At 55.6% G+C, this 23,278-nt stretch carries 19 protein-coding genes and 3 riboswitches; of the genes, 10 read left to right on the plus strand and 9 right to left on the minus strand.

Going from position 1 to position 23,278, the window contains the following annotated elements; translation table 11 throughout:
• Positions 1–811: sodium:solute symporter family transporter (locus tag ENI00_RS00005; RefSeq protein WP_414674180.1), on the minus strand; the 811-nt coding region annotated here is incomplete at its 3' end.
• Between the two features lie 98 nt (positions 812–909).
• Positions 910–1,017: riboswitch (TPP riboswitch) on the minus strand.
• Between the two features lie 99 nt (positions 1,018–1,116).
• A riboswitch (TPP riboswitch) is annotated at positions 1,117–1,212 on the plus strand.
• A 57-nt stretch (positions 1,213–1,269) separates the two neighbouring features.
• Between ENI00_RS00005 and ENI00_RS00010 the strand changes: the two genes are divergently transcribed.
• From ENI00_RS00010 to ENI00_RS00025, 4 genes are all read left to right on the plus strand, one after another.
• Positions 1,270–2,043 (plus strand): 3-oxoacyl-ACP reductase, encoded by a 774-nt coding sequence (locus ENI00_RS00010; protein ID WP_304096955.1) that lies wholly within the window; start codon positions 1,270–1,272, stop codon positions 2,041–2,043.
• Positions 2,043–3,359, plus strand: a complete 1,317-nt coding sequence (locus ENI00_RS00015) for an LLM class flavin-dependent oxidoreductase (protein WP_304096958.1) — start codon at positions 2,043–2,045, stop codon at positions 3,357–3,359. Before ENI00_RS00010 ends, ENI00_RS00015 begins: the two co-directional genes overlap by 1 nt.
• A 218-nt stretch (positions 3,360–3,577) precedes the next feature.
• Positions 3,578–4,027 (plus strand): DUF1499 domain-containing protein, encoded by a 450-nt coding sequence (locus tag ENI00_RS00020; RefSeq protein ID WP_304096961.1) that lies wholly within the window; start codon positions 3,578–3,580, stop codon positions 4,025–4,027.
• A 97-nt stretch (positions 4,028–4,124) separates the two neighbouring features.
• Complete coding sequence (locus tag ENI00_RS00025; protein WP_304096964.1) at positions 4,125–5,387, plus strand: tyrosine-type recombinase/integrase; 1,263 nt, start codon at positions 4,125–4,127, stop codon at positions 5,385–5,387.
• Between the two features lie 174 nt (positions 5,388–5,561).
• On the opposite strand, the gene ENI00_RS00030 is transcribed toward ENI00_RS00025, so the two are convergent.
• Both ENI00_RS00030 and ENI00_RS00035 read right to left on the minus strand, forming a co-directional pair.
• Positions 5,562–6,002, minus strand: coding sequence for a DUF2254 family protein (locus ENI00_RS00030; protein WP_304096967.1), 441 nt, complete (start codon positions 6,000–6,002; stop codon positions 5,562–5,564).
• 128 nt (positions 6,003–6,130) lie between these two features.
• Positions 6,131–7,171, minus strand: coding sequence for a fatty acid desaturase (locus ENI00_RS00035; RefSeq protein ID WP_304096970.1), 1,041 nt, complete (start codon positions 7,169–7,171; stop codon positions 6,131–6,133).
• A 530-nt stretch (positions 7,172–7,701) separates the two neighbouring features.
• On the opposite strand from ENI00_RS00035, the gene ENI00_RS00040 reads away from it, so the two are divergent.
• From ENI00_RS00040 to ENI00_RS00050, 3 genes are all read left to right on the plus strand, one after another.
• On the plus strand, positions 7,702–9,975 hold the full coding sequence (locus tag ENI00_RS00040) for a DUF748 domain-containing protein (RefSeq protein ID WP_304096973.1): 2,274 nt from the start codon (positions 7,702–7,704) through the stop codon (positions 9,973–9,975).
• A gap of 191 nt (positions 9,976–10,166) precedes the next feature.
• Positions 10,167–11,606 (plus strand): ATPase domain-containing protein, encoded by a 1,440-nt coding sequence (locus ENI00_RS00045; protein WP_304096976.1) that lies wholly within the window; start codon positions 10,167–10,169, stop codon positions 11,604–11,606.
• Between the two features lie 11 nt (positions 11,607–11,617).
• Positions 11,618–13,282 carry a putative bifunctional diguanylate cyclase/phosphodiesterase gene (locus ENI00_RS00050; RefSeq protein WP_304096979.1) on the plus strand — a complete coding sequence of 555 codons (1,665 nt, stop codon included), beginning with the start codon at positions 11,618–11,620 and terminating at the stop codon, positions 13,280–13,282.
• A 324-nt stretch (positions 13,283–13,606) separates the two neighbouring features.
• Here ENI00_RS00050 and ENI00_RS00055 read toward each other — a convergent pair whose 3' ends face one another.
• The 5 genes from ENI00_RS00055 to ENI00_RS00075 form a co-directional block, all read right to left on the minus strand.
• On the minus strand, positions 13,607–14,404 hold the full coding sequence (locus ENI00_RS00055) for an ABC transporter ATP-binding protein (RefSeq protein ID WP_304096981.1): 798 nt from the start codon (positions 14,402–14,404) through the stop codon (positions 13,607–13,609).
• A gap of 33 nt (positions 14,405–14,437) precedes the next feature.
• Complete coding sequence (locus ENI00_RS00060) at positions 14,438–15,493, minus strand: FecCD family ABC transporter permease (protein ID WP_304096984.1); 1,056 nt, start codon at positions 15,491–15,493, stop codon at positions 14,438–14,440.
• Positions 15,483–16,487, minus strand: coding sequence for an iron ABC transporter permease (locus ENI00_RS00065; protein ID WP_304096987.1), 1,005 nt, complete (start codon positions 16,485–16,487; stop codon positions 15,483–15,485). Before ENI00_RS00065 ends, ENI00_RS00060 begins: the two co-directional genes overlap by 11 nt.
• Positions 16,484–17,395: an ABC transporter substrate-binding protein gene (locus ENI00_RS00070; protein WP_304096989.1), complete on the minus strand. Its 912-nt coding sequence runs from the start codon at positions 17,393–17,395 to the stop codon at positions 16,484–16,486. Before ENI00_RS00070 ends, ENI00_RS00065 begins: the two co-directional genes overlap by 4 nt.
• Before the next feature lie 122 nt (positions 17,396–17,517).
• Complete coding sequence (locus ENI00_RS00075; RefSeq protein WP_304096992.1) at positions 17,518–19,659, minus strand: TonB-dependent receptor family protein; 2,142 nt, start codon at positions 19,657–19,659, stop codon at positions 17,518–17,520.
• Between the two features lie 61 nt (positions 19,660–19,720).
• On the opposite strand from ENI00_RS00075, the gene ENI00_RS00080 reads away from it, so the two are divergent.
• From ENI00_RS00080 to ENI00_RS00090, 3 genes are all read left to right on the plus strand, one after another.
• Positions 19,721–20,287, plus strand: coding sequence for an ArsR/SmtB family transcription factor (locus tag ENI00_RS00080; RefSeq protein ID WP_304096995.1), 567 nt, complete (start codon positions 19,721–19,723; stop codon positions 20,285–20,287).
• On the plus strand, positions 20,284–20,751 hold the full coding sequence (locus ENI00_RS00085) for a hypothetical protein (RefSeq protein WP_304096998.1): 468 nt from the start codon (positions 20,284–20,286) through the stop codon (positions 20,749–20,751). Before ENI00_RS00080 ends, ENI00_RS00085 begins: the two co-directional genes overlap by 4 nt.
• Before the next feature lie 141 nt (positions 20,752–20,892).
• Positions 20,893–21,067, plus strand: a riboswitch (yybP-ykoY riboswitch).
• Positions 21,068–21,625: a manganese efflux pump MntP family protein gene (locus tag ENI00_RS00090; protein WP_304096999.1), complete on the plus strand. Its 558-nt coding sequence runs from the start codon at positions 21,068–21,070 to the stop codon at positions 21,623–21,625.
• 73 nt (positions 21,626–21,698) lie between these two features.
• Here the strand turns inward: ENI00_RS00090 and merA are convergent, their stop codons facing one another.
• Positions 21,699–23,102: a mercury(II) reductase gene (gene merA, locus ENI00_RS00095; RefSeq protein ID WP_304097001.1), complete on the minus strand. Its 1,404-nt coding sequence runs from the start codon at positions 23,100–23,102 to the stop codon at positions 21,699–21,701.
• Positions 23,103–23,278: the final 176 nt, after the last annotated feature.

Genomic DNA, 23,278 nt, shown 5'->3' on the forward strand with positions numbered 1-23,278 from the left:
CGCTGATAATAAAACCGTTCCGAATGACTTTTTTGTCTCTGGCGGCAAAGATACGCTGCCAGGTTCCCTGGTAAAACAACCCCGTTAAGACCACTGCAATAAAGAACGTGAGGCCGGATTTTAGTCCGTTGAGGTCCAGCGGGTTCAATAGGTGCGGTGCTTTTTCCTGCAGGCCTTTTAAGGCGGGGGCCAATCCACCGATGGCGTGCCAGCCGAAACCAATCAGCACCACCAGAAACGGCAGAATGACCAACATCTGCACCCGATCGGTAAAAATGGTGACTCGCAGCCCGCCGTAGAGGGTGTAGAGCAGGGTGGCCGACATCACAATGCTGGCCGTTAACCACAGAGGTACCGGCGCCAATAAGCTGACCATCTGGGCGATGGCGGTCAGACCGGCGGTTAAGCTGATAAACAGGTAAAAAATCATGATCGCCAGCACAAAACCGTACATCGCCCGGCCATAACGGCAAAGTACAAACTCGGTCAGCGTGTGGCCCTCGGGCATTAATGTGCGAATACGGTTGCCCAGGGGAATCATGATAAGGCGCGGCGCCAGTGCGCCCAAGGCGTAACCGGTTACCGCGCCAATACCACCCCAGGTTGCCGCCTGTGCCGGGCCGAACAGAATCCAGGTGCCCATGGTGGTGGCCAGCAGCGTGAGCAAAGTGGCGGAACTGCTTTGGCTGTTACGGGCGACCAGAAAATCGTCCAGATTATCTTGTTTGCGGCGGGCGTAGATCAGGCCGGGTATGGCGAAAAGCGCAGCAAACAGAACCAACCACGCAATTGCGGTAGAGAAGCTTAACATCGGTTGTCTTCCTTGCCCTGTCGGGCGCGGCTAGCGTGGTGACCAAAAGTTGGCTCTACCGGGATGTCCGCGAAGGAAGAAAGGCGCATGAGAATGCGTAAACAGGCGTTTTCCTTCCCTTCGCCGGCATTACCCAGATCAGGTTCGAAGGGTTACCGCATGAAATGCGGAGTCTCAGCCGTTGTCCGGCTCCCCCAGGATTGGAATCAGAGTAAGAAGTCTGACGGTACTTGTCAATTGCAGGTATCTTGATCATTGCCCGTGCGTGAGGCCTACATAAGTGTGCTCCGGGTGTGCTATGGTTTTGATTCGACACGGGGTGTCCTGCGTGCAGGACTGAGATAACACCCGTTGAACCTGATCCAGTTCATACTGGCGAAGGGATGTCGGCCGCAGGCGCAAACAAAATAGGGCGCCGAACCTGCCTCATCTTACCTTCGCCTCATTTTGAGGTGTCTATGCAACAATCTTTTTCTCTTGATCAACAACTGGTGCTTGTAACCGGCGGTGCCCGAGGCTTGGGTCAACATTTGGTGCGCGCGTTTCTGCGTGAAGGCGCCAACGTTGTAATCAATTACCACACCAGTGCGGAAGCCGCGCAGCGACTGGCCGACGAAGCGCCGGGGCGGACGTTGGCAGTGCAGGCTGATGTGACCGACCGGGCAGCGGTTCACGTTATGTTTGAACGCGCCCGTCAGCATTTTGGAACGCCGATAACCTCCGTGATCAACAACGCTCTGCCGGACTTTTCATTCAATGGCGATGCGCGCCCCAACGTGGAACAGCTGAGCTGGGACAATCTGCATCATCAGTTTGCCGGTGTGGTGGGCGGCGCCCTGAACACAACTCAGGCGGCGCTCGGCGGCATGCGTGAGATTGGGTTTGGCCGAATCGTGAATGTGGGAACAAACCTGTTCCAGAATCCGGTGGTGCCTTACCACGATTATACCGCCGGCAAAGCGGCGCTTCTGTCGCTCACTCGCACGCTTTCCCAGGATTTGGGGCCTGACAACATTACCGTAAATATGGTCTCCGGTGGCTTGCTGCGCACCACCGATGCTTCCGCCGCCACACCCGAGGCGGTATTTGATTTTATCGCGGCCAGCACGCCGCTGCGCCGGGTAACCACTCCCGCAGAGTTTGCCGACGCCACTCTGTTTTTTGCATCGCCTTGGGCACGCGCAGTTACCGGGCAAAACCTACTGGTCGACGGCGGATTGGTGAAAAACTGATGGCTGCATCACACTCCGCCAAGCGCATGATGCACATAAACTTGTTTCTGATGGGCTGCGGTCACCATCGGGCCGCTTGGCGCCATCCCCAGTCGGCCGTGGAGCAGTTGGGGGATATCCGTTATTACGAGCGCCTGGCGCAAACCGCTGAGCGCGGCAAGCTTGATGCGGTGTTCTTTGCAGACAGTAACTCGGCGGGCAATGTGTCTGATGGCAGCTGGTGGTACCTTGAGCCGCTCACAGCCATCGCGGCCATGAGCCGGGCTACCGAGAATATCGGTTTTATCAGCACCGTCTCAAGCACCTTTTACACACCCTTTCACGCCGCACGCCTGGTGGCGTCGCTCGACCATATCTCCGGTGGTCGCATTGGTTGGAATGTAGTCACTTCAATGTTTGATGTTGAAGCCAGAAACCACGGTTATGCCTCCATGCCGGGCCACGCCGAGCGTTATCGACGGGCCGATGAGTTTGTACAAACCGTGCTGGCGCTTTGGGATTCGTGGGCTGACGATGCTCTGGTATTCGATCGCCATGGCCACTACGCAAACCCAGACAAAGTGCAGCCCATTAACCACCACGGAGAGTTTTTTCGCGTTGATGGCCCGCTGAACGTGCCGAGGCCAGTGCAAGGACATCCGGTGTTGTTTCAGGCAGGCGCCTCGGAACAGGGCAGGGACTTGGCGGCGAAGTGCGCAGAGGCTATTTACGCAGTAGCCTACGATTTGCCGGCGGCGCAGAACTACTATCGCGACATCAAACAGCGGATCAAGGCCGCCGGGCGAGATATCTCGGTGCCCATCATGCCCGGGCTGGTAACCTATGTAGCGCCAACGGAAGCTGAGGCACTGGCAAAACAGCGTGAACTGGATGAGTTACTGCCGGTAGACGCATCATTACGGCAGTTGGCCATGTTCATCAACCAGGATTGCTCTGGCTGGGAGCTGGACGCACCGGTGCCACCATTACCGCCGATGGAGGAATTCAGCGGGCCGCAGGGCCGTTATGGCACCATATTGCGCATAATTGAAACCGAACAACCCACGCTGCGCCAGTTATTGGGCCGGCTGGCCGCGGGCGGTGGCCATTGCACTATGGTGGGAACGCCGGCGCAAATTGCCGATAAAATGGAACAGTGGTTCCACAACGAAGGCGCCGATGGTTTCAATTTGATGCCGCCGTCTTTACCCGGTGGCATAGAGGACTTCATCGACCACGTAGTTCCAGAGCTGCAGCGCCGAGGTCTGTTTCGCCGCGAATATGAGGGCAATACTTTACGTGATCACTTGCGGTTGGCGCGTCCTGGTCGGATTTGAGCACCGTGCACGTCTGTGACATGTAGTTTGGCTGCCGCGGCGTGGTGGCCGCTATTTTACAGTTTGGGTTTCTTACTTTCATACTTTATTTAACATAATATACATTATGCGCAGTAGCGGACAACAAGATGGAGTTGTTTGCTCAGGAACCAGCGGTGCAAGATACCCGCATAAACACCTTATTCCTAGTTGGCCCGTTACAGGAGCTTCTCACCGTTATGCGTTATTTTTTGGCAATCTCAATACTCTTCCTCACAGGATGCGCATCTACCGGTAATGTGCCACCTTCAGGCACCCAGTTCAGCCTGGACGGCTGCCCGCCGTTTTTAAACTGTGTGTCGAGCACGTCCACTATGAGTCTCTATTCCGTAGCGCCTATTCGTTTAGCCGAACCGTTGAATCAGTCTTCCTGGGAGCTTATTAAAGCCGTGGCGATCGAATTGCCTGGTGCTTCGCTCAACAGCGCGCGATTTGGCTATGCGGATATCACCTGTCGCAGTGATTTGTTTGGCTTCCCGGACTATCTCGAACTGCTGGTTGCTTCAGACAAGCAACACTTGAACGTAAGATCTCAATCCCTTATTGGGTTCTACGATCTGGGAGTGAATCGACGCAGAGTCGAGTTGCTGAGGCGCAGCCTTGTGCAGCGCGGCATTGCCGTCGACTAAGATCGCCTAATATCGTATGTCCAATATTTAGGAGTATTGGACATTTTATGTATGTAGATATACTCTCCCCAGAAATCCCCAATCAATAAGGCCTCACGTGTCCAGATCATTCACGGGTCATCCACTGTTCGATACTACGAGCTATCTCGAAGACGTTGCGGACTTTCATTGTCACCCATCAATACCGCAGTTTCTTGGGACGCTTCCCCAGGCAACTGGCCTGCTTCGTCAGGATTATGAGATCAGCCGTCAGTTTCTTCTACGGTATTCCGATGTTGCAGGCACGTTTACGCGATTTCGTAGTGAAGTTCAGCGTTTTCTTAATTATTTGTGGGTTACGTCTGGGCGAACGCTGTCACAAACGGATTCTGATGTGGTTTCCGCCTACTTTAAAACACTGAAAAACCCACCCAAATCCTGGATTAGCCGAGGCGTATTTGCTGCTTTTACGGATTCGGGCGCCCTTCGTGTGCCGAATCATGTATGGCGGCCGTTTGCCTTGCGATCGAAGGATGACAACCCAACGTACAGCGCCAGCCAGGCCAGCTTGAATGCCAGTCGAACCGCTCTGCAAACCTTCTTCAAGTTTCTGGTTTCACAGCAATACCTGTTATCGAACCCGCTTGATGAAGTGCGAAAACGTGATCGTAAAGCAAAGCCACAACTGTCTAATGACCTTGAGGCTGATGTGCGCCGTTTGACTGACTGGCAATGGGTCTATTTTCTGGAAACCGTAACGGAGGCCGCTGCGCAAAATTCGAAATACGAACGACATCTCTTTGTTGTCGTCACCATGAAATCACTGTTTTTGCGCGTCGGGGAGCTGGCTCCGAGGCCACTGGAAGACGGTGCCGAGCGCATTCCAGTATTCGGGGATTTCCGGCGCAAGGTGATTCAGGGTGAAGAATACTGGTCTTATTTTGTGTTTGGCAAAGGCGACAAGGCTCGTTCTGTCACTCTTCCTGATGCCTACCTCCCCTACCTCAGGCGCTGGCGCACATATCTCGGGTTACTTGGACCCTTGCCTGAGCAAAACGAACGCAACCCGATTATTCCCTCAAGCCACGGCAATGCGCTGGGCAAACGACAGGTTCAGCGTGTTTACGAACAAGCGGTGATGTTGACCGTAGAGCGAATGCGGGATCACGGCTTTATGGAAGAGGCTAGCCAGTTTGAAGCCATTAAGTCGGAAACACACTATCTGCGCCATACGGGAGCCAGCCAGGCGATCGAGTCTGGTGCGGATATACGTCATATTAGTGAGGAGCTGGGACACGCCAGTGCAGCGTTTACGGAATCTGTGTATGTGAATTCAGACCAGGCCCGAAAGCGCTTTGAGGGTCGGGGCCGGTCAATATAGAGGCTCGGATCACCGCCTGGTAGCGCTCTCCCACCACCTGGCGGTCCTTTCTTTCCGACAATCCCTCGCGAGCCCCCCGGTTAATCATCTCGGCATGCCTTTGGAGCGCGGCGCGATCCTCTGCGCGATGTGAAAATTCCGCGACCACGGCAATCGTTTCCAGAAGGCGGATGGTCACTGTGGCGCTGGAGCGGCTATTTTGTTTGCCGAATTTGGTTGAACGCCCCGCCCGATCTGTTCCGGGAACACGCGGTCAATCCCCTCGATCAACTCCCTGCTGACCCGCGCCACGATCTCGTTTGCCTGGAAGGAAACGGACACGTGATGAATGAAGTAGATCAACACACCCACACTCACCACCGCGAGTACCACGCCGAGCAAAACCGACAGGTGAGAGACGAAGAGGTCCTCTTCTACGCGGCGTATCGTGCGAAGAACGAGCAAGCAGTACAGAAAGGTGGCGACGAACGTGCCGAGCACCACCTGGGTCGTGGTATCGCGCATGAAGTTGCGGAGCATGCGGGATCCAAATTGCGATGAGGCGAGCGACAGGTCGACCAAAGTCATGGAGAACACCACCCCGGCGATGGTGATCATTGACCCGGCGATTGACATGGCCACCTCATACCAGAATCATGGCCGCCAAATTCCCGTACGATGGGAAAAACCTGGACCTGACGATCAGCCTGGCTTACTGAGCCACACCCATCTTGTTCTTTGAAATGTGAGGTCTGACCCCATTCTTACTTGATGCCTGATCCGACGCTCGCCTCCCTGAAGGAAACCAGCCTCCGTTTGTCTTCGTCCCAGAGCGCCAATCGAACGAACTCGATGCTTTCGCACAACGTCACCCGGTTGAATGTTTGAAGTTCCGGGTAGTCCCTCAGCACCTCGGGCAGGCGATAGCAAGGAATTCGGCTGGCCAGATGGTGAACATGGTGCACGCCGATGTTGGCGCTGAACCAGCGCAGGATACCCGGCAGTGCATAGTAAGAGCTGCCCTGCAGTGCAGAATCATGGGCGTTCCAGTGTTCATCGTGTTCCCAGTAGGTGGCCTCGAACTGATGCTGGACGTAGAACAGCCACACCCCCATGGTGGCGGCGAGCAGCGTGATCGGGATCTGGACCATCAGGAAGGGCCCAAGTCCAACAAACCAGATTACGCTCGTTGCCAGAACCGCAATGGCCGCATTGGTACCCAGGGTACTGATCCAGGGCATTTTGCCTGCACGCATGAATCCGAAAGGCAGCCGGTAATCCAGCAGGAACGTGTACATGGGGCCGAAACCGAAGAGCACCAAGGGGTGGCGGTAGAGGCGATAGCGCCATTGCTGCCACCGCGGCAGAGCTTGAAACTCGCGCACTGTTAAGGTGTCGAGCCCGCCTATGCTGGGCCTATCCAGGTTGCCGGAGCTTGCATGGTGGATGTTGTGGGAGTGGCGCCAAAAATCATGAGGGGTAAGGGTAAGCACACCGATTATACGGCCGGTCCAGTCATTGGTGCGCCGCGAATGGAAAAACGACCTGTGACTGCAGTCATGCTGGATCATGAACAGGCGTACCAGGAATCCTGCGGCAGGGACTGCCAGCACCAGGGCCACGGGCCAGTATCCGGCACTGACCGACAACCACATCAGAGCCCATATCAGCGCAAAAGGGAGTGTGGTGATCAGGATCTCCGCAATACTGCGTGCCCGGCGTGGCTTGCAATACGCTCTGAGCGTCTGCCTCAGGGATCTGGGGTCAGTGGTGAATTCGGAGCTCGATGCTGATGGTGTGCTCATGGTGCTTTTGTCCCGAATCGGTGGTCTTAAGCACCAAACCTACACCAGAACCCGCATTGCAACTGTACGCTACCGTACGTTCTAAACCGTGCTGGCATTGCAGGCGTCCTCGAACCCGAAGGAATGGCGTTCATAGGTTGTGGCGATCGCTGCCGGGAAACTGCAGTGCAGACTCCAGCGGCGGTACTTGCTGGTGCAAAAACCACTTTTCGGTAACCACTTTGCGTGTAAACCACTGAGACCGCATCAGGCCGCTAGCCAGGGGCATCGCCAATCAACATGGCGGTTTCGACTGATACTGTGCAGCAGCGCCATACTCTCTGGTTTGAGGGAACGACGAATCACCCGGACCAAGAAACCAGCTGCCATGACCAAGAGCGCAAGTGGCGTTGAGCGCAGGCAGGTCTACACTGTATAACATAGCTCATTTCAACGGTCGTGGTCTTATGTACAGCGGTTTACTTCGCCGATTTGGCGACGGTCTACGAACAGGATGGGCTTCGCCGAGCCGGGTCCGGTTCTGGCTGCTCGTGTTGATCATCCTGTACACATTACTGGGCTTTTTTGCGTTGCCCTGGATCATCCAGTACCTCGCGGTGAATTTCGCTGAGAAAGACTTTGGGCGCGAACTCCGTATAGAGGTGGTACAGGCCAACCCCTTCACGCTGACGCTCCAGATCGACGGGGTTGAACTGGACGACACTGACAACCGGCAGCTACTCGGCTGGGACCGGTTGTTCATCGATCTTGCCTGGTCAAGCCTGGTCAACAGAACCTGGACTTTCCAGACCATCCGTCTCGACAAACCGATCATTCTGGAAGAACGCTTCGCCTCGGGCGAAACCCGCCTCTCCCGGCTGGCATCCGAGTCCTCTGACACGGCCCCGGCCGAAAATAAACCCGATTCACTGCCTGCGTTGCGGATCAACGATCTGCGTGTTGAGGGCGGTATTCTACGCTTTTCTGACAATCTACAGGACCCGGCGGCCGGTGACGCGAATCAACCGAAACAGGTGTCGCTGGCACTGCAGAATGTCCTGCTATCCGCAAAGGACCTTACGCTGCAGAAAAATACTCGTTTTCCTCTGCGTCTGGACGGGCAACTCGCGGGAGGCGGTAAGCTCGCCTTTGACGGTACCCTTCAGCTTCTACCGACCTCCGCCCTGGAGGGCGACGCCCGTATCGATGAACTGGCGCTGAAGCAGGCCGAGCCCTACTTGAGGCAGTTCGCGGATGTGAGGCTCGATAGCGGTACCCTGAACCTGAGCGGGCAAATCCATACAAATGCCCAGCAGCCGTTTGCCTTTCAGGGCTCCGCCGGCGTTGACTCACTGAGTATCAGGGACGCTTCCAATGACGAACTGCTTATTGGTTGGCAAGGCCTCCAGACCGAACAGCTTGATTTAGGGATCAAAGAAAAGCAGCTTGAGACGGCTACCATCACCATCGACGGCCTGTCCGCCAGGGTAGTCATCCACGAGGATCAGACCACCAATTTCGGACAGCTCGTGGCGAAGCCCCCCGCCAACGCCGAGGATAATGACAACGCTGCGCGCACAGACGAGGAGGTAACCCCTTTCAGTATCACCATTGAAAGCATTGAGCTGACCGACGGCACCCTCCGCTTTGCGGATTACTCACTGCCGTTGCCCTTCTCAACGAGCATCCACACCCTGAGCGGACAGATATCGACCTTGAACTCCACCTCGGATCAGCCGGCGCGTGTGGACCTGGAGGGTCAGGTCGCAGAGTATGGCCTGGCGCGCGTCGAAGGCGCCGTCGATGCCTGGAATCCCAGCCGCGCAAGCAATCTGCAACTGACGTTCCGCAACCTTCAGATCCCGGAATACTCCCCTTACACGGTGGATTTCGCGGGCCGCAAGATCGCGGGGGGTACCATGGATCTCGATCTCGATTATACGGTCGAAAGCAGACAACTCGACGGACAAAACAACCTGGTGCTCCATGACCTGAAGCTCGGAGAAAAGATGGCCTCCAGCAACGCCATGGACCTGCCACTCAACCTCGCCATTGCCCTGCTCCAGGACAGCGACGGCGTGATTGATCTCAATCTCCCGGTGACCGGGAATGTCGGCGACCCGGAATTCGACTTCAACCAGGTCATCCGCCAGGCACTGGGCGATGCCATTATGTCTGTCATCACTGCTCCGTTCAGTTTTCTGGCAAACCTCGTTGGCGCGGATTCGGAGAACTTGGGCCAGGTTGAATTCGCGAAGGGGCGCACCGACCTGCTCCCACCCCAGCGTGAGCGCATCGCCAAGCTCCGCGCGGCCCTCAATCAGCGCCCGGCGCTGGCCCTGGAGCTTGCCGGTCCCTTCAGTCGAAATTTTGATGGCCCAGCCCTGCAACGTAAAAAAGCTATAGAAGCCCTGCGGCAAAGATTGGCTGAGGCGGATCGCGACGTTGCGGATCCCAGCCTAACAGCCGAGTCCAATCAGAGTATTGTCGAGACGATGTTCAGCTCGTATTACCCGGAAACTGACTTGGAGGCAGTCCAGGCGCGTTTCACTGAAAAACAGAATGAGTCATCCGGCGGAGCGGAATTGGACGCCCTGGTCTATCGCAATCACCTGGCCGAACGGGTCATCACCGCACAATCCATTACCGACCCTGAGCTCGAAGCCATCGCCAATGCCCGCGCATCAGCGGTAAGGGACGCCCTGGTCGACCCAAATGCGGATGTCAGTATCGCACCTGACCGCGTGCGTCTTCTGAATCCCAAAGAGATCAATTCAGTGGACGGCGAGCGCATTGCCATGAAAGTGGGTATCACTGCGAATTGAAGCAAGCGACTGCGTATTCCAGACCAAGATTGAGAAGGTGATCTAGCTAAAAGCCTGCTTTTCGCCCGCTTCCGGTTCACTTCCCTCATCACCAAACCCTTCTGCATTATTGCGGGAACGTCATTTGGCGATTGCCATGGCCCATGCCAGCTTAAAAATGTGACGTAGTTCACCGAATTCTCAAAACCGGTGTGCAGGGGCTTGATGATATCCTGGGTGGTGGCATACCTGAATATTCCTTCAACCTCATTAGTGGGTCTCCAGGCTCGGGCAAGACGACGTTGTGCCACCAGATCATGTTCGCTTTGGCAACGCCTGAGCGGCCTGCACTATTCTTCACAGCGTTTGGCGAACCGCCATTGAAGATGCTGCGTTATCAGCAGCAGTTCACGTTTTTCGACACCGATAAGGTCAATGAATCGATTCGCTTCATCAATCTGAGCGCCGACGCCGCGACGGGCGATTTTAATCAGGTACTGGCGCGCATCACCCAGGAGATTGAGGCTTACTCTCCAGCGTTGGTCTTTGTCGATTCGTTTCGCTCAGTTTTACGGGAGGCAGAACACCAACCCGAAGATGCAAACAACCTGCAACGATTCCTACAGCTACTTGGGCTGCAACTGACCGGCTGGCAGGCCACCTCCTTCCTGATCGGAGATTTTTTGTCGGACAGCGGCTCCCACCAGATCTTGACTGTCGCTGACGGTCTGCTGTCACTGGAACAATCTATCGAGCGGAATTCGATGGTGCGCAAGATCCAGGTTATGAAAATGCGCGGTCAGGCAACCCTGCCAGGAAAGCATGCGTTCCGCATTTCCAGTGATGGGATCAATATCTTTCCGGCGACGATCATTCACAAAGGTCCTGAAGATGTGGGGGAGGTATCAAAGGCGTTACTCTGCAAAAAGCGAGTCACCATGGGCGTGCCGCACCTTGACGACATGCTGGGCGGCGGCTTGCCGTCGGGCCATTCGTTGCTGATTGCGGGCCCGTCAGGGTCGGGAAAGACTATCCTTGCCACTGCCTTCCTGGCCGAAGGCGCACGCATCAGCGAACCCGGCGTGATTGTCGCGTTTGAACAAACGCCTGGCCAGTCCTGGCTCCGCACGCTCGGAGACATGATTCAAGGCCAACAAATTGGCTTGATTAATCTCCGCGCCCTGGATCTGTCGGTCGACGAGATCATACAGCGCCTGACTCACGTCATTAAGGAGAGAAAAGCAACCAGGGTGGTCATCGATTCGCTGTCCGGGTTCGAACTGGCAGTGGCACCCACATTCCGAAAGGATTTTCGCGAGTCGCTGTTTCGCATGATGGGGATACTCTCCGGCTTGGGTGTAACGGTGCTAATGACGTCGGAACTCGAAGACCGCTATACCGATCTGCGCTTCAGCCCCTACGGAGCTGCGTTTCTCACGGATGCGATCATCGTACAGCGCTATATAGAGGTTGAGAGCCGCTTAGAGCGCGTCATGTCGGTCGTCAAGGTGCGTGGCAGTTCTCACAGTGCCGAAATCAGACGTTACGATATTACGGATAAAGGTATCGTCATCGGTGATCCGGTGTCCGGCTTCGAGGGAATCCTCGGCGGGCAGCCGACGCGTACAAAAATGACCAAAAGCGTTGAGTGAGGTAAGGCGGGATGAGTAAGAAGAGATGCAAAGATCAAAACACCGGGACAGAACCGACCGTTCCTAGTCGTGCGGAGGCTGCCCAAGCGCGCAAACATGCCGCAGACTTGCGCCAAAGCAGCGCTGACCTGCGTAAAAAACCCACCGGGCTGCGCCAAAGTGCCGCAGATCAGCGCGAAGATATCGCAGATCAGCGCGAAGATATCGCAGATCAGCGCGAAGATATCGCAGATCAGCGCGAAGAGGCTGCCACCTCCAAAGCCAAGCTCAACACGAGCACCCAGGCACTGTTGAAGGAAGCGAACGAGCGTCTGATTATCGCTTCAGTTAACGCCCAAACCATGACAGAGACCGCCGAACTGGCCAAGGAGCAGATGTCTCATATGGCCGGTCACGATTACCTGACCGGCTTGCCGAATCGTTTGCTGTTGAATGACCGTATGGCGCAATCGATTGCATTCGCGCAGCGTCATAGCAAGAAGGTTGCCCTGGTGTTTATGGATCTGGACTATTTTAAGCACATCAACGATTCGCTCGGGCATGCGGTTGGTGATGCACTATTGAAGTCGATTGCAAAACGTCTGCAAGCCTGTGTCCGCCGCTCCGATACTGCCTGCCGCCAGGGAGGAGACGAATTTGTGGTGCTGCTGAACGAAGTTGAAACTGTGTGTGACGCTGTCGTCTTGGCAGAGAAAATAATCGAAACCATGAGTCAGCCACATCTCGTTAGTGGCCATCAGCTCAACGTTACTTTCAGCATCGGCATCAGCTTCTACCCTGACGACGGTAAAGATCTCGAAACAGTCGCAAGAAACGCCGACGCAGCCATGTATCAAGCCAAGGAAAAGGGGCGCAATACCTATCAGATATTCACTAAGGAAATGGATGCTCGTGCGCTCGCGCGGCATTCCATGGAGCAGGAATTGCACCGCGCACTGGAGCAGAACAGGTTTGTGTTGCATTACCAGCCAAAGGTGAACCTTGAAACCGGATCAATTACCGGCATTGAGGCGCTTATCCGCATTCGGCACTCAGATAATCAACTCGTTTACCCGGAGCACTTCATCAGCATTGCTGAGGATTGCGGCCTGATTCTGCCGATCGGCAGATGGGTTCTTCATGAAGCCTGTAGGCAGACACAGGCATGGTTGCAAGCCGGATTCGACATTAGCCAGATAGCGGTCAACGTCTCGTCCAACGAGTTCCTTAGCCAGGACTTTTTCGCCGGTGTCATTTCCGTACTCCATGAAACGGGCCTGGACCCGCGCCATCTGGAACTGGAAATTACGGAAAGTGGACTTATGAAAGACACTGCGAAGGTGATGGCGATCTTGCACGCACTCAAGAAACTCGGCGTGCGGATTGCTATTGATGATTTTGGCACAGGTTATTCCAGCCTGAGTTATCTGGCGCGTTTTCCTCTCGACACGCTGAAAATTGACCAGTCATTCGTACAAAATCTGGATGACGCCTCACACGATAAAGAAAATGCGATCATCAGCGCCGTCATTGCGATGGGCGAGAGTCTAGAGCATCGTGTCGTGGCCGAGGGAATAGAAACGAAACAACAACTTACCTTTCTGCAATCTAAAAACTGCACCGAGGGACAAGGTTATTATTTCAGCCGACCTTTGGCTGCGGAAGAGATCACTGCATTGATGGTAGCCACTATTTGATGTCAGATTCAGTCACGGGCACGGGGATAAGAGATACAATTAGGCGTACTGACATGCTGGCCATGTTTGATCAAGTTCAGGGTCTTTTCACAATGCCCGAAGCAGTCTTAGAAAGGGGTTTCTAGCCAAACATTATGGGCGCGCATGTATAAAGTTATCTTTACCAGCGATCGATGACCGAGTGATCGCGTAACGTGAAGTGTTTGACGACCTGGGCCGTGGCGTTCACAAAATAATCTTGTGGAGAGCGGCATTGCCGTGGATTAAGACCGCCTTATACAAAATGTCCAATAATCAGTTTCTTCTACGGTATTCCGATTCGAGTCAAGCGCGACACGGCCGATCAGGATCTGATGTGCCGTGGCCCATGCAAAAGGGTCGCCCTTCGGCATTCAGTGATACCACCCCTCTCACTCTAAAGACCCGAGCCAGCAGAGTCTCTGTAATCACCTGTCCCGGCGTGCCTGCGGCTTCTATCTGCCCATTCTCCAGTACCATTACATGATCGGCAAATTGAGCGGCCTGATTCAGATCGTGCAAAGACATAATCACAGTCAGGCCGCGACTTTTATTCAGCTCGACCAGGAGTTCCAGTACTTCTAGCTGATATCCCCAGTCCAGATAGGTTGTAGGCTCATCCAGCAACAAAATGTCGGTCTGCTGTGCCAGCGCCATGGCGATCCACACGCGCTGTTGCTGCCCTCCGGATAATGACGTTACCGGACGTTCCGCAAGCGCCTCCACGCCGGTCATATACATGGCTTGCTGGCATGCCTCGCGGTCTTCTCGCCCATCACGTTGCCACCATTTTCGGTGGGGGAAACGGCCCAGCGCGACCAGGTCCCTCACAAGAATACTTTCGGGCACGATGGGTTTCTGGGGCAACATAGCCAGACGAAGCGCCAGCTCATTGCGGCTCCACAAAGACAAGGGCTGCCCCTCGAGCAATACCTCGCCCTGGCGTGGGGCTATTAATCCTGCAAGCCCTTTGAGCAACGTACTTTTGCCTGATCCGTTAGGGCCAACCAGGCAACTGATCTCGCCTGCTGGTATTGTCAGTGATAGCTCGTGCACGACGTCGCTACTGCCGTATGCAAGAGTGAGTCGATCAGTACGTAACATAGCTTGTTTCCTGCGGCTTTTCCGGGTGGCGCATTACGGCTGACGGGATAGCAAATAAAGAAAAAATGGCACGCCCAGTGCAGCCGACACCACACCAACGGGTAACTCATAAGGCGCGAAAATAGTCCGCCCTAAGGTATCGGCCACAACCGCCAGCGTGGCACCCAGAGCTGTGCACATCAGGCACTGAACCAACAGACCTGAGCCGGCCAGGCGTCGGCTGATGTGGGGCACCAATAACCCGATAAATCCTACCGGGCCAACAATGCCCACAGCGCTTGCGGCCATCAGCGCGGCCACCACCAGGGCGATGGCGCGCCAACGGTTAAGATGAAGCCCAAGGCTGCGTGCCTGCTCGTCTTCCAGTTGCATAGCGCTAAGTGGCCGCAACAAAATCAACACGCCGATCATTCCTAGTGCTGTCCAGGGTAGCAAAGCCTTTAAGTGCGCCCAGGTAGTGCCGTACAGTGAGCCCGCCAGCCATTGCGCCACCAGTTCGGTGTGTGCGTGCCCCCAAAATGCCAGGCCGCCGGTGGTCAGTGCGTGGAGCATGCCAGCCAATACTGCCCCCGTCAGGGTCAACTTCACCGGAGAGAGCCCTCCGTTACGCAGGCTCAAGCCATAGACGGCCAGTGCAGCCAGCAAACCACCGAGCATGGCCAGCAGCGGTAAATACTGAAGTGCAAAGGGAATCCCACCGTAAGGATTGTCGCCCGACTGAATCCAGTCGCCCACCACAAAGGCGGCCACCGCCACCAGACTAGCGCCGCCGGAAATGCCAAGTATGCCCGCTTCTGCCAGTGGATTTCGGGTAATCAATTGCAATAGCCAGCCGGACAAAGCGAAGTGAATGCCGATCACCAGGCCAATCAGGGTTCGGGGTAAACGCAGGTCCATCACCACGCGCTCCACGTGGCTTGAGCCCTCTCCCAGCAATCCGGCCAGGACTTGCTGCCAGCTCAGGTCCGTGGCGCCAAACTGCAGACCCAGCCAGGGCGTCAGAAAAATAAGCCCACACCCAAACCAGAGCAAAATCGTTGTTCGCTGCAGCAACGGTTTTTTATGAGGCTCTCTGGTGTTAGCCACCATGGGCAGACTCACGGGAGTTGAGTAAATACAGCAACCAGGGCGCACCAATCAATGCCGTCAACATCCCCACAGGCAACTCCTGAGGAAATGCCAATTGCCGTGCCAGGGTGTCGGCCGCCAATAACAATAGCCCTCCCAGTAGCGCGCTCAATGGCAACCAATGTTGAAACTGGTCGCGAATCAGGCGCCGCGCGATATGAGGCGCAACCAAGCCAATAAAGATGACCGGGCCTGTCACGGAAACCAGAGCGGCGGCCATGATCAGCGCCAGCAACAGAAACAGTAGCCGCCAGCGCCCAACAGCCAACCCCATGGCCAGCGCCAGTTCGTCATCAAGCTGCAGCACCCGAAAAGGCCGGCGTAGCAGAAGCACTGCCACTAAAGGCAAAATAAGCCACACAGCGACCAGTTTGAGCTGTAACCAGCCCCGCCCCATCAGGCTACCGGCGAGCCAGTAGTAAAGTTCAGCCGCTTCGGAGCCGGATACCAATAAAGTGCCTGTTGTCAGGGCCGTGCATAATGCAGTGACCGCAATACCGGCGAGCACAACCCGCTCGGGCTGGAGCCTGCCGCGACCGGCGATAACAAATGTCAGCATGCCACCCAGAAATCCACCGCCAAGCGAAATAACAGGCAGCCACAAGGCATCGGGAGTAAAGAACGTCTGCGTACCTACCACTCCAAACGCTGCCGCGGCAATCACGCCCGTCAGGCCTGGCGAGGCCAGTGAATTTCGGGTGACCCCTTGCATGATGGCCCCGGCCGCCCCGAGAGCGGCGCCCCCCAGCATGGCGAGGAGATTGCGAGGTAAGCGAAGCTCCAGCACACTGACTCGCTCAATAATGCTGCCCTGCCCTTGCAAAACGCTCCAGAGCGTTTCCGGGGTGGTCCACTGTTGGCCGGCCAACAAACCTATCAAAAAAAGCGCAGCGATCACCAATATCGTCGCGCCATAGATAGGCGTGATGTTGGTTTCGGTGGAGGCTTGCCTCATCGCAACGAGGTCTTGACCGGAGTGATATCCGGGAACAGCAGACGCGTCATATCGTCAAGCACCAGAGATCGTGCAATAGGCCCGGCACTCTCTTTCCAGTGTTGACCAACCTCAAACACCTGATCGTTCTTTACGGCCTGCAGATAGGGCCAAACCGGGTTTAGAGTAAAACCCCGCTGGCGGTTACTCGGTAGCAGAAAAATGACATCCGGGTTCAGGGTCAAAAGTGTTTCCAGGCTGATGCGATAACCCAGCGGAATACCTGAATCGGGATTGGGTGGTGGCCCGCCCACATTATCAAAATGCAGGCGCTCCAACAGCGCCGCTGTCAGAAAGTGATCATAATAGACAAAAGGCGTTTCACCACCGCTGGTAAGAATAGCGACGGTACGACCGCCGGGGCTCTGGGCCGCCAGACTGTTTAGCCGGGTCATAAACTGTTCATTGATCTGCTGTGCCTGTTGCGAACGGCCAAAAGCATCGCCAGCCAGTGCCACAGCATGCAGGCTGTCTTGTAGAGTAATGAGATCCAGCGCCACCATGGGCGCGATGGCTTCGATTTGGGGGCCATCCTTTTCGGTATAGCGTCGGATGGCAAACACCAGGTCCGGAGCAATGCGGGACAAGCGTTCCAGGTTGGGCTGATGTCGCGGTCCGAGACTGGGTATCTTATTCATCTCAGGCCCCAGATAGGCAGGCGTCCCTTCAAGACCAAACGTTGTGATCGCTACGGGTTGAATGCCCAGGGCTCTTGCCACATCTGCACCAAATGTCGATATGGCAGCCGGCCTGGTGGCCGGCTGCGTCAACTCAATGGTTTTACCCCGGTCATCAGTGAGTGTGACAGGGCTGTTTTCCGCCTGGGCCAGCACAGGAAATACAACAGTGACCCAGGTTATTGATATCAACAACCGGCGCCATAAGCCTCGTCCTGCCTTGATCCGGATTCTCTCTTTATCAGCATTGATGGCGTTCGATAGCATAGTTAAAAAAATCAATAGTGTTTGGGCAGGCAGTTTAGGCGGCCGGATCAGAAGTCCAGTTGTGCTTCCAGAATGAGGCTTCGCCCAGGCTGCGGCACACGGCCAATCGGGCTCACGTCTACGCCCCGAAAGTAGGCGTCTTCATCCAGCAAATTATTCACCGCCAGGGCCAGGTTCAAGTTACGTCCGTGTCCCACTGCAATATCGCGACCAATGCGGGCGTTTACCAAGTGGTAGTCCGGCAGTTCGCCAGCCCCGCCATCGGCAGTTTCTTTTTTGGTGTTGTCTGCATCGCTAAAGCTGGTGCTGACGTAGAGCCAATTCAGACTGGCGTTCCAGGCTTGGTAGGAATAGACCACATCTGCACTTATCTTGTGCTCGGGGGCGTTCGGCAACTCGTTGCCGGCGTTGTCGCCGCTCAACTGCTCTGTCTTGAGGAAGGTGTACCCCAGACCCAGCTCCAGGTTGGGATTCACCTGCCAGCGGTTATCCAGTTCTATGCCCTGATGCCGTGTTTCACCGAGATTTTCGAAACGGCTTTCGGTGCGATTAAATTGGATCTGGTCATCGTAGTCGATACGGAACAGGGTCGCTGATGACAGCAAATCAGGCGTGAGCTGTACGCGACCGCCCAGCTCGTAGTTCCAGGCCGTTTCATTAGCAACATCGCCGTCACGCGTAGTCTGAGCAATCTGCACCGGTACCAGGGAGCGCTGGCTGTTGGTGAATAAAAAAACGCGGTCTGTTGCCTGGTAGCCAACGGTTAATCCTGGTAGCCACTCGTCGGTATTATTCTCTTCCATGTTTCCGTTCAGGTTGTCACGAAAATCCATGTTGACGTCTTCATAACGCAAACCCGGAGTCACCGTCAGACGGTCGTCCAGAAAGTGCATGGTATCGCTGACGTAAAAAGCCAGCGCCCTGGTATCGAGATGCCAATCCCGCGCAACTGAGCGGGCATCGCTGGCAAATTCGACGCGATTGACATCAAACTCGACGTCTTCTGTCAGGTAACGGGCGCCAAGGGTGATGTCATGGCGACCCTTGCTGATGGCGAGCCGTGGCTCGGTACTGTAAACACGGAAAAGCCTGGGCGAGTCAGCCCGGTGAGTAGAGGCGACGCCGGGATTAAAGACACCGCCCGAGCCGCTCAGATTTTGACCAAAAAAGAAAGTACGATCCGCATCATGAACGAAGTTGCGCCACTGGAATTCAACATCTGGCGTCGGGTTGTAAGTCCAGGTAAACGTCGCGCGGGTCATGTCAGCTTTATAGGCATCGTAAGGCCGTTGACTTTGGGTACGGTCTTGTTCGTAAGCCTCTGGCGTTAATGCGCCAGGCAGCTCGGCATCGACGTTGTAGTACTGAAGCTGGGTGGCGAGTTCGTTCTCGTTGTTCAGGTAGTAGCGGGCGTCTACGATGAAATTGTCAACCTGAGTGTCCGAGCGATCCCGAAAACCATCACCACGCTGGATGTTGGCCTGGAATTGCAGGTCGAGCTTGTCGCTGGCCGGGCCGCCTACGCGGTAGTAGGTGTCGGTAAAGACATTTCCGGTCTCTTCCGCGATGGTTACCCGTTCACGCAGTGTCTGGGAGGTTTCAGCCGGAATCGGGCGTGTTACGAAATTGATAACACCACCGACGTTGTTGGGGCCATAGTGAACGGCCGCCCCACCCCGCACGACATCTACCGCCTCCAGGCTGGGCAGAGTGACCGGGAACAGCGACACACCCACATTACTGTACGGGCCGATCGCGATAGGGTAACCATCGGTCAGGATTTGCAGGCGTTCACTGCGCAGAGGGTTCAGGCCGCGGACCCCGATGTTAGGCAGAATACCGGTGCCGGTTTCATCCAGAACCTGAACCCCGGGGGTCGCTCGCAAGGCATCTTCAAGATTAAGAGCGCCGCGCTTGTGCAATTCTTCTTTGTCGACAACGGTACGTGAACCGGTGTAGGTTTTTTCGGATTCTTCCGTGGGCGCACCCAACCAGTCCCCGGATACGGTTAAAGGCGGTAGCGTAAACGAGTCATTTTCGGCACCAGGGGTCTGTTCCTGTGCCAGCGCTGGCGAACTGACCAGCGCTGCTGAACTGAAAAGTGCGGCAAACGCCAAAGGTACCAGGGAACGCGACCCTGGTCGGAAATGCTCCAGACCGGTCGAACGCGGTATTGTCAGAAAAAACATGCAACCTCCATAACCTACATTATTTGATTAATTTTTATTCCTATCTTGATTGCGAAGTATAATGAGAATAGTTCGCATTACAATAAATTATTCCAATTTAAAGCCCGTATCCTATCTTTCCGATACCGACACCCGAGCTGAAAACGCCGAAAATGCACTTTTCTTTAATATTTCAATAGTATTTGTATTATTGAAATATGTTTGCTTTGTAATTACACTGGAGCTTAACGCACGAACTTTTGAGGTTAGTATTTTGATGCACCGTGTATTTTCTCAGGTGGTGGACAGCGAATCTGCCAGCGAGCTATTGGCAGCGCTGGCTCACCCGGTGCGGCTGGAGGTATTTCGCGAATTGATGGCTCACGGGGCAAATGGCGTCTCAGCCGGCAATCTGGCGCTTGCGGTGGAGCTGGCACCGAATGCGCTGAGTTTTCACCTCAACCGGCTAAAGCAGGCAGGATTGGTATCGGCGCAACGCGCCGGTCAGCAGACTATTTATCGCGCGGGCCTGAACACCATGCGTGAACTGGTCAGTTATCTTGACGCCACCTGTTGCAATGAAGTGGCGGGTGGGTGTGGACCGCAGTGTCCTCCCAAGCCAACAACTCCCAAGGAGAACGGATCATGACAGCGTCAAGCTCACAAGAGACTCACATAACCATCACCAATGTCTGGAAGGCTGTTGCAGCGGGGATAATTACCAGCATTGTCACAGGAGCTATCATGGCAGTGGCGTTGAAAACCGGAATATCACCGTTTCCCAAGCCGCTTGGCCTGGCGTTCGCGCAATGGGTTGTTGGTCAGCAACTTCCACTGCCAGTAGGTCTTCTGTTTCATACGGCGTATGTGACGGCTTGGTCGACCCTTTTCATTCTGGTGGCACCGCGCCATTTACGCGCCCTGCCTATTCTGGGGTTTGGACTCGCATTGTGGTTGGTCGCAATTTTTGTCTTCACACCCTTAGTGGGATGGGGCGTAGCCGCCACCGGTGTTGCCGGGCTCAAAGGCATCATAGCCACACTCGTGCCGCATCTCCTGTTCAGTCTGGTGTTGTGGCTGAGCTGTTTGGGACTCCTCCGCTCGCGCGTGTAGGGCTATCACCACGGACCCTGGAATGATCCATAACCAGTTATCTACTGGTTGTGAACCAGCCACAATGCGAGAGCGGCTCTCTGGCTTTACATTATAGCTACCCCAAACGATGCTTCGGTTTGCGAGGCAACTATGCTATTTTTGGCATTCTTTGGGGAGTAGCCTGCTTCCGGTTTTCGGAAGAGTTCGTGTCAACATACTTGGCCTAATGCCATGGTGCGAACACCTCTCGGTTGGCGAGACCATCGATATACCTATGCCGTAGGTCGGGCGTGTGGGTATGTCGTGGACTCGATGCCCGGCCGGAGAACAAAGAATGAATCCCATCGCCCTTCTGTTGCTTGCTCTTTCCATGTCTACGGATGCTTTCGCAGCCGCAATTGGCAAGGGAGCAAGTCTTAAAAACCCCCGTTTCTCCGAAGCACTAAGAATGGGCCTCATTTTTGGGTCAATTGAGGCTATTACTCCCCTCATCGGTTGGTTAATCGGCAACTCCGCAGCCTCTTATGTAGAGGCATGGGACCACTGGATAGCGTTTGCGTTATTAGTTGCACTTGGCTTGCACATGATCTTTGAAGGCCTGAAACCAAGGGGTGAAACAACAGAAATACCGTCCAGACATTCTTTTTTAAAACTCGCTTTGACCGCATTCGGAACCAGTATTGATGCGATGGCAGTGGGTGTTAGCCTCGCGTTTGTAGACGTCAACATTCTGCTGGCAGCGGGACTGATCGGCCTCGCCACAACAGTAATGGTCACGTTTGGTGTTCTGTTGGGGCGGGTCGTAGGTTCGTTGTTTGGCCACCGGGCGGAAATCGTTGGCGGTCTGACACTGATTGTAATCGGCGCTTGGATCCTGGCAGATCATCTTTGATGCTTATCGATTGTTCGGTCTGAGGCTATCGGTGACTGAGGTGGCCTGCAGCAACTTATTCGTTGTGACTCTCTCACCCCGCACAACAGGAAAGCTGAGTGACATCCTTGGTAAAGGTCTGGGCACAGAGTTTGAGCCCCTCCACCATGGTCAGGTACGGAAACAGCTCATCGGCGATATCGTTGACCGTCATGCGCGCACGCAACGCCATCACGGCGGTCTGGATCAGTTCACCGGCCTCCCCTGCTACGGCCTGAACGCCCAGTAGTCGCCCGCTTTCACGCTCGGCAACGATCTTGATGAAGCCCCCGGTATCGAAGTTGACCAGCGCCCGTGGCACGTTATCGAGGGTCAGGGTGCGGCTGTCGGTGTCATATCCCTGCGCCTCGGCGTCTGCCTCAGCCAGACCGACGGTGGCAACCTGCGGATCAGTAAAAATTACCGCAGGCATAGCGCTGAGGTCGAGGCTGGCGTCACCGCCGGTCATATTGATGGCGGCCCGGCTGCCACCGGCGGCGGCCACGTAGACAAACTGGGGCTGATCGGTGCAATCACCAGCGGCATAGATGCCCGGTGCAGTAGTTTGCAGATGTTTGTCGATCCGGATCGCACCACGCTCTGTCGCAACGCCGATGGCTTCGAGGTTCAGGTTTTCGGTATTGGGTGTGCGGCCACTGGCCACAAGTAGTTGCTCCGCCTGCAACGGGCCGTTGTTAGTCTGCAGGGTAAACAACCGGCCGTCGTGGCTCACCTCGCTGGCCTGGGTCTGCTTGAGTACTTCAATGCCCTCGCGCCGGAAGGCCGCTTCCACGGCCTCACCCACCGCCGGATCTTCCTGTGACAGCACCCGGCTGCGGGCCAGAATGCTGACCTGGCTGCCGAGGCGGGCAAAGGCCTGTGCCAGTTCGATGGCCACCACCGAGGCACCGATCACAACGAGGCGCTCCGGAATGTAATCCAGATCCAGCGCACTGGTGGACGTGAGATAGGGGGTCTCGGCCAGCCCCGGAACGGGCGGTTCGGCGGGCCGGGCGCCGGTGCCGATAAAGGCCTGGTCAAATCTCACCGTCTGCTCACCGCCGGCGTTGAGTGTAACCGTCAGTGTTCGCTCATCCACGAACCGCGCCTCGCCCTTGAGGACGGTAATCGCGGCATTGTCATTGAGAATATTCTGGTATTTGGACTCGCGCAGTTCCTCCACTCGTCCCTGTTGCTGAGCCAGCAATCGTGATCGATCCACCACCGGCGCCTGGGCGCTCAGGCCGCCATCAAACGGGCTTTCCCGGCGAAGGTGGGCGATATGAGCCGCCCGGATCATGATTTTAGAGGGCACACAGCCAGTGTTGACGCAGGTTCCGCCAATGGTGCCGCGCTCAATCAGCGTCACGCGGGCACCGCGTTCAGTCGCCTTGAGGGCCGCGGCCATGGCACTACCGCCGCTGCCAATCACGGCAATGTGCAGGTTGTTGTCACTCATAAACGTTAATCCTTAGTCAATGGGCTATCGCAGCAGGGACTTTACGATGGCTCCTTTCATGACATGGGTGACTACGCTAAGGTTACTCCCGTAGTCAGCTACGGAATCAACCCCTATGTCCAAAAAACAACGCTCAATGACCATTGGCACTCTGGCCAGGGCCGCCGGTATGGGAG

Origin of the sequence: Marinobacter antarcticus (genome assembly GCF_011049865.1) — a bacterium.
Taxonomy (GTDB): Bacteria; Pseudomonadota; Gammaproteobacteria; order Pseudomonadales; family Oleiphilaceae; genus Marinobacter; species Marinobacter antarcticus_A.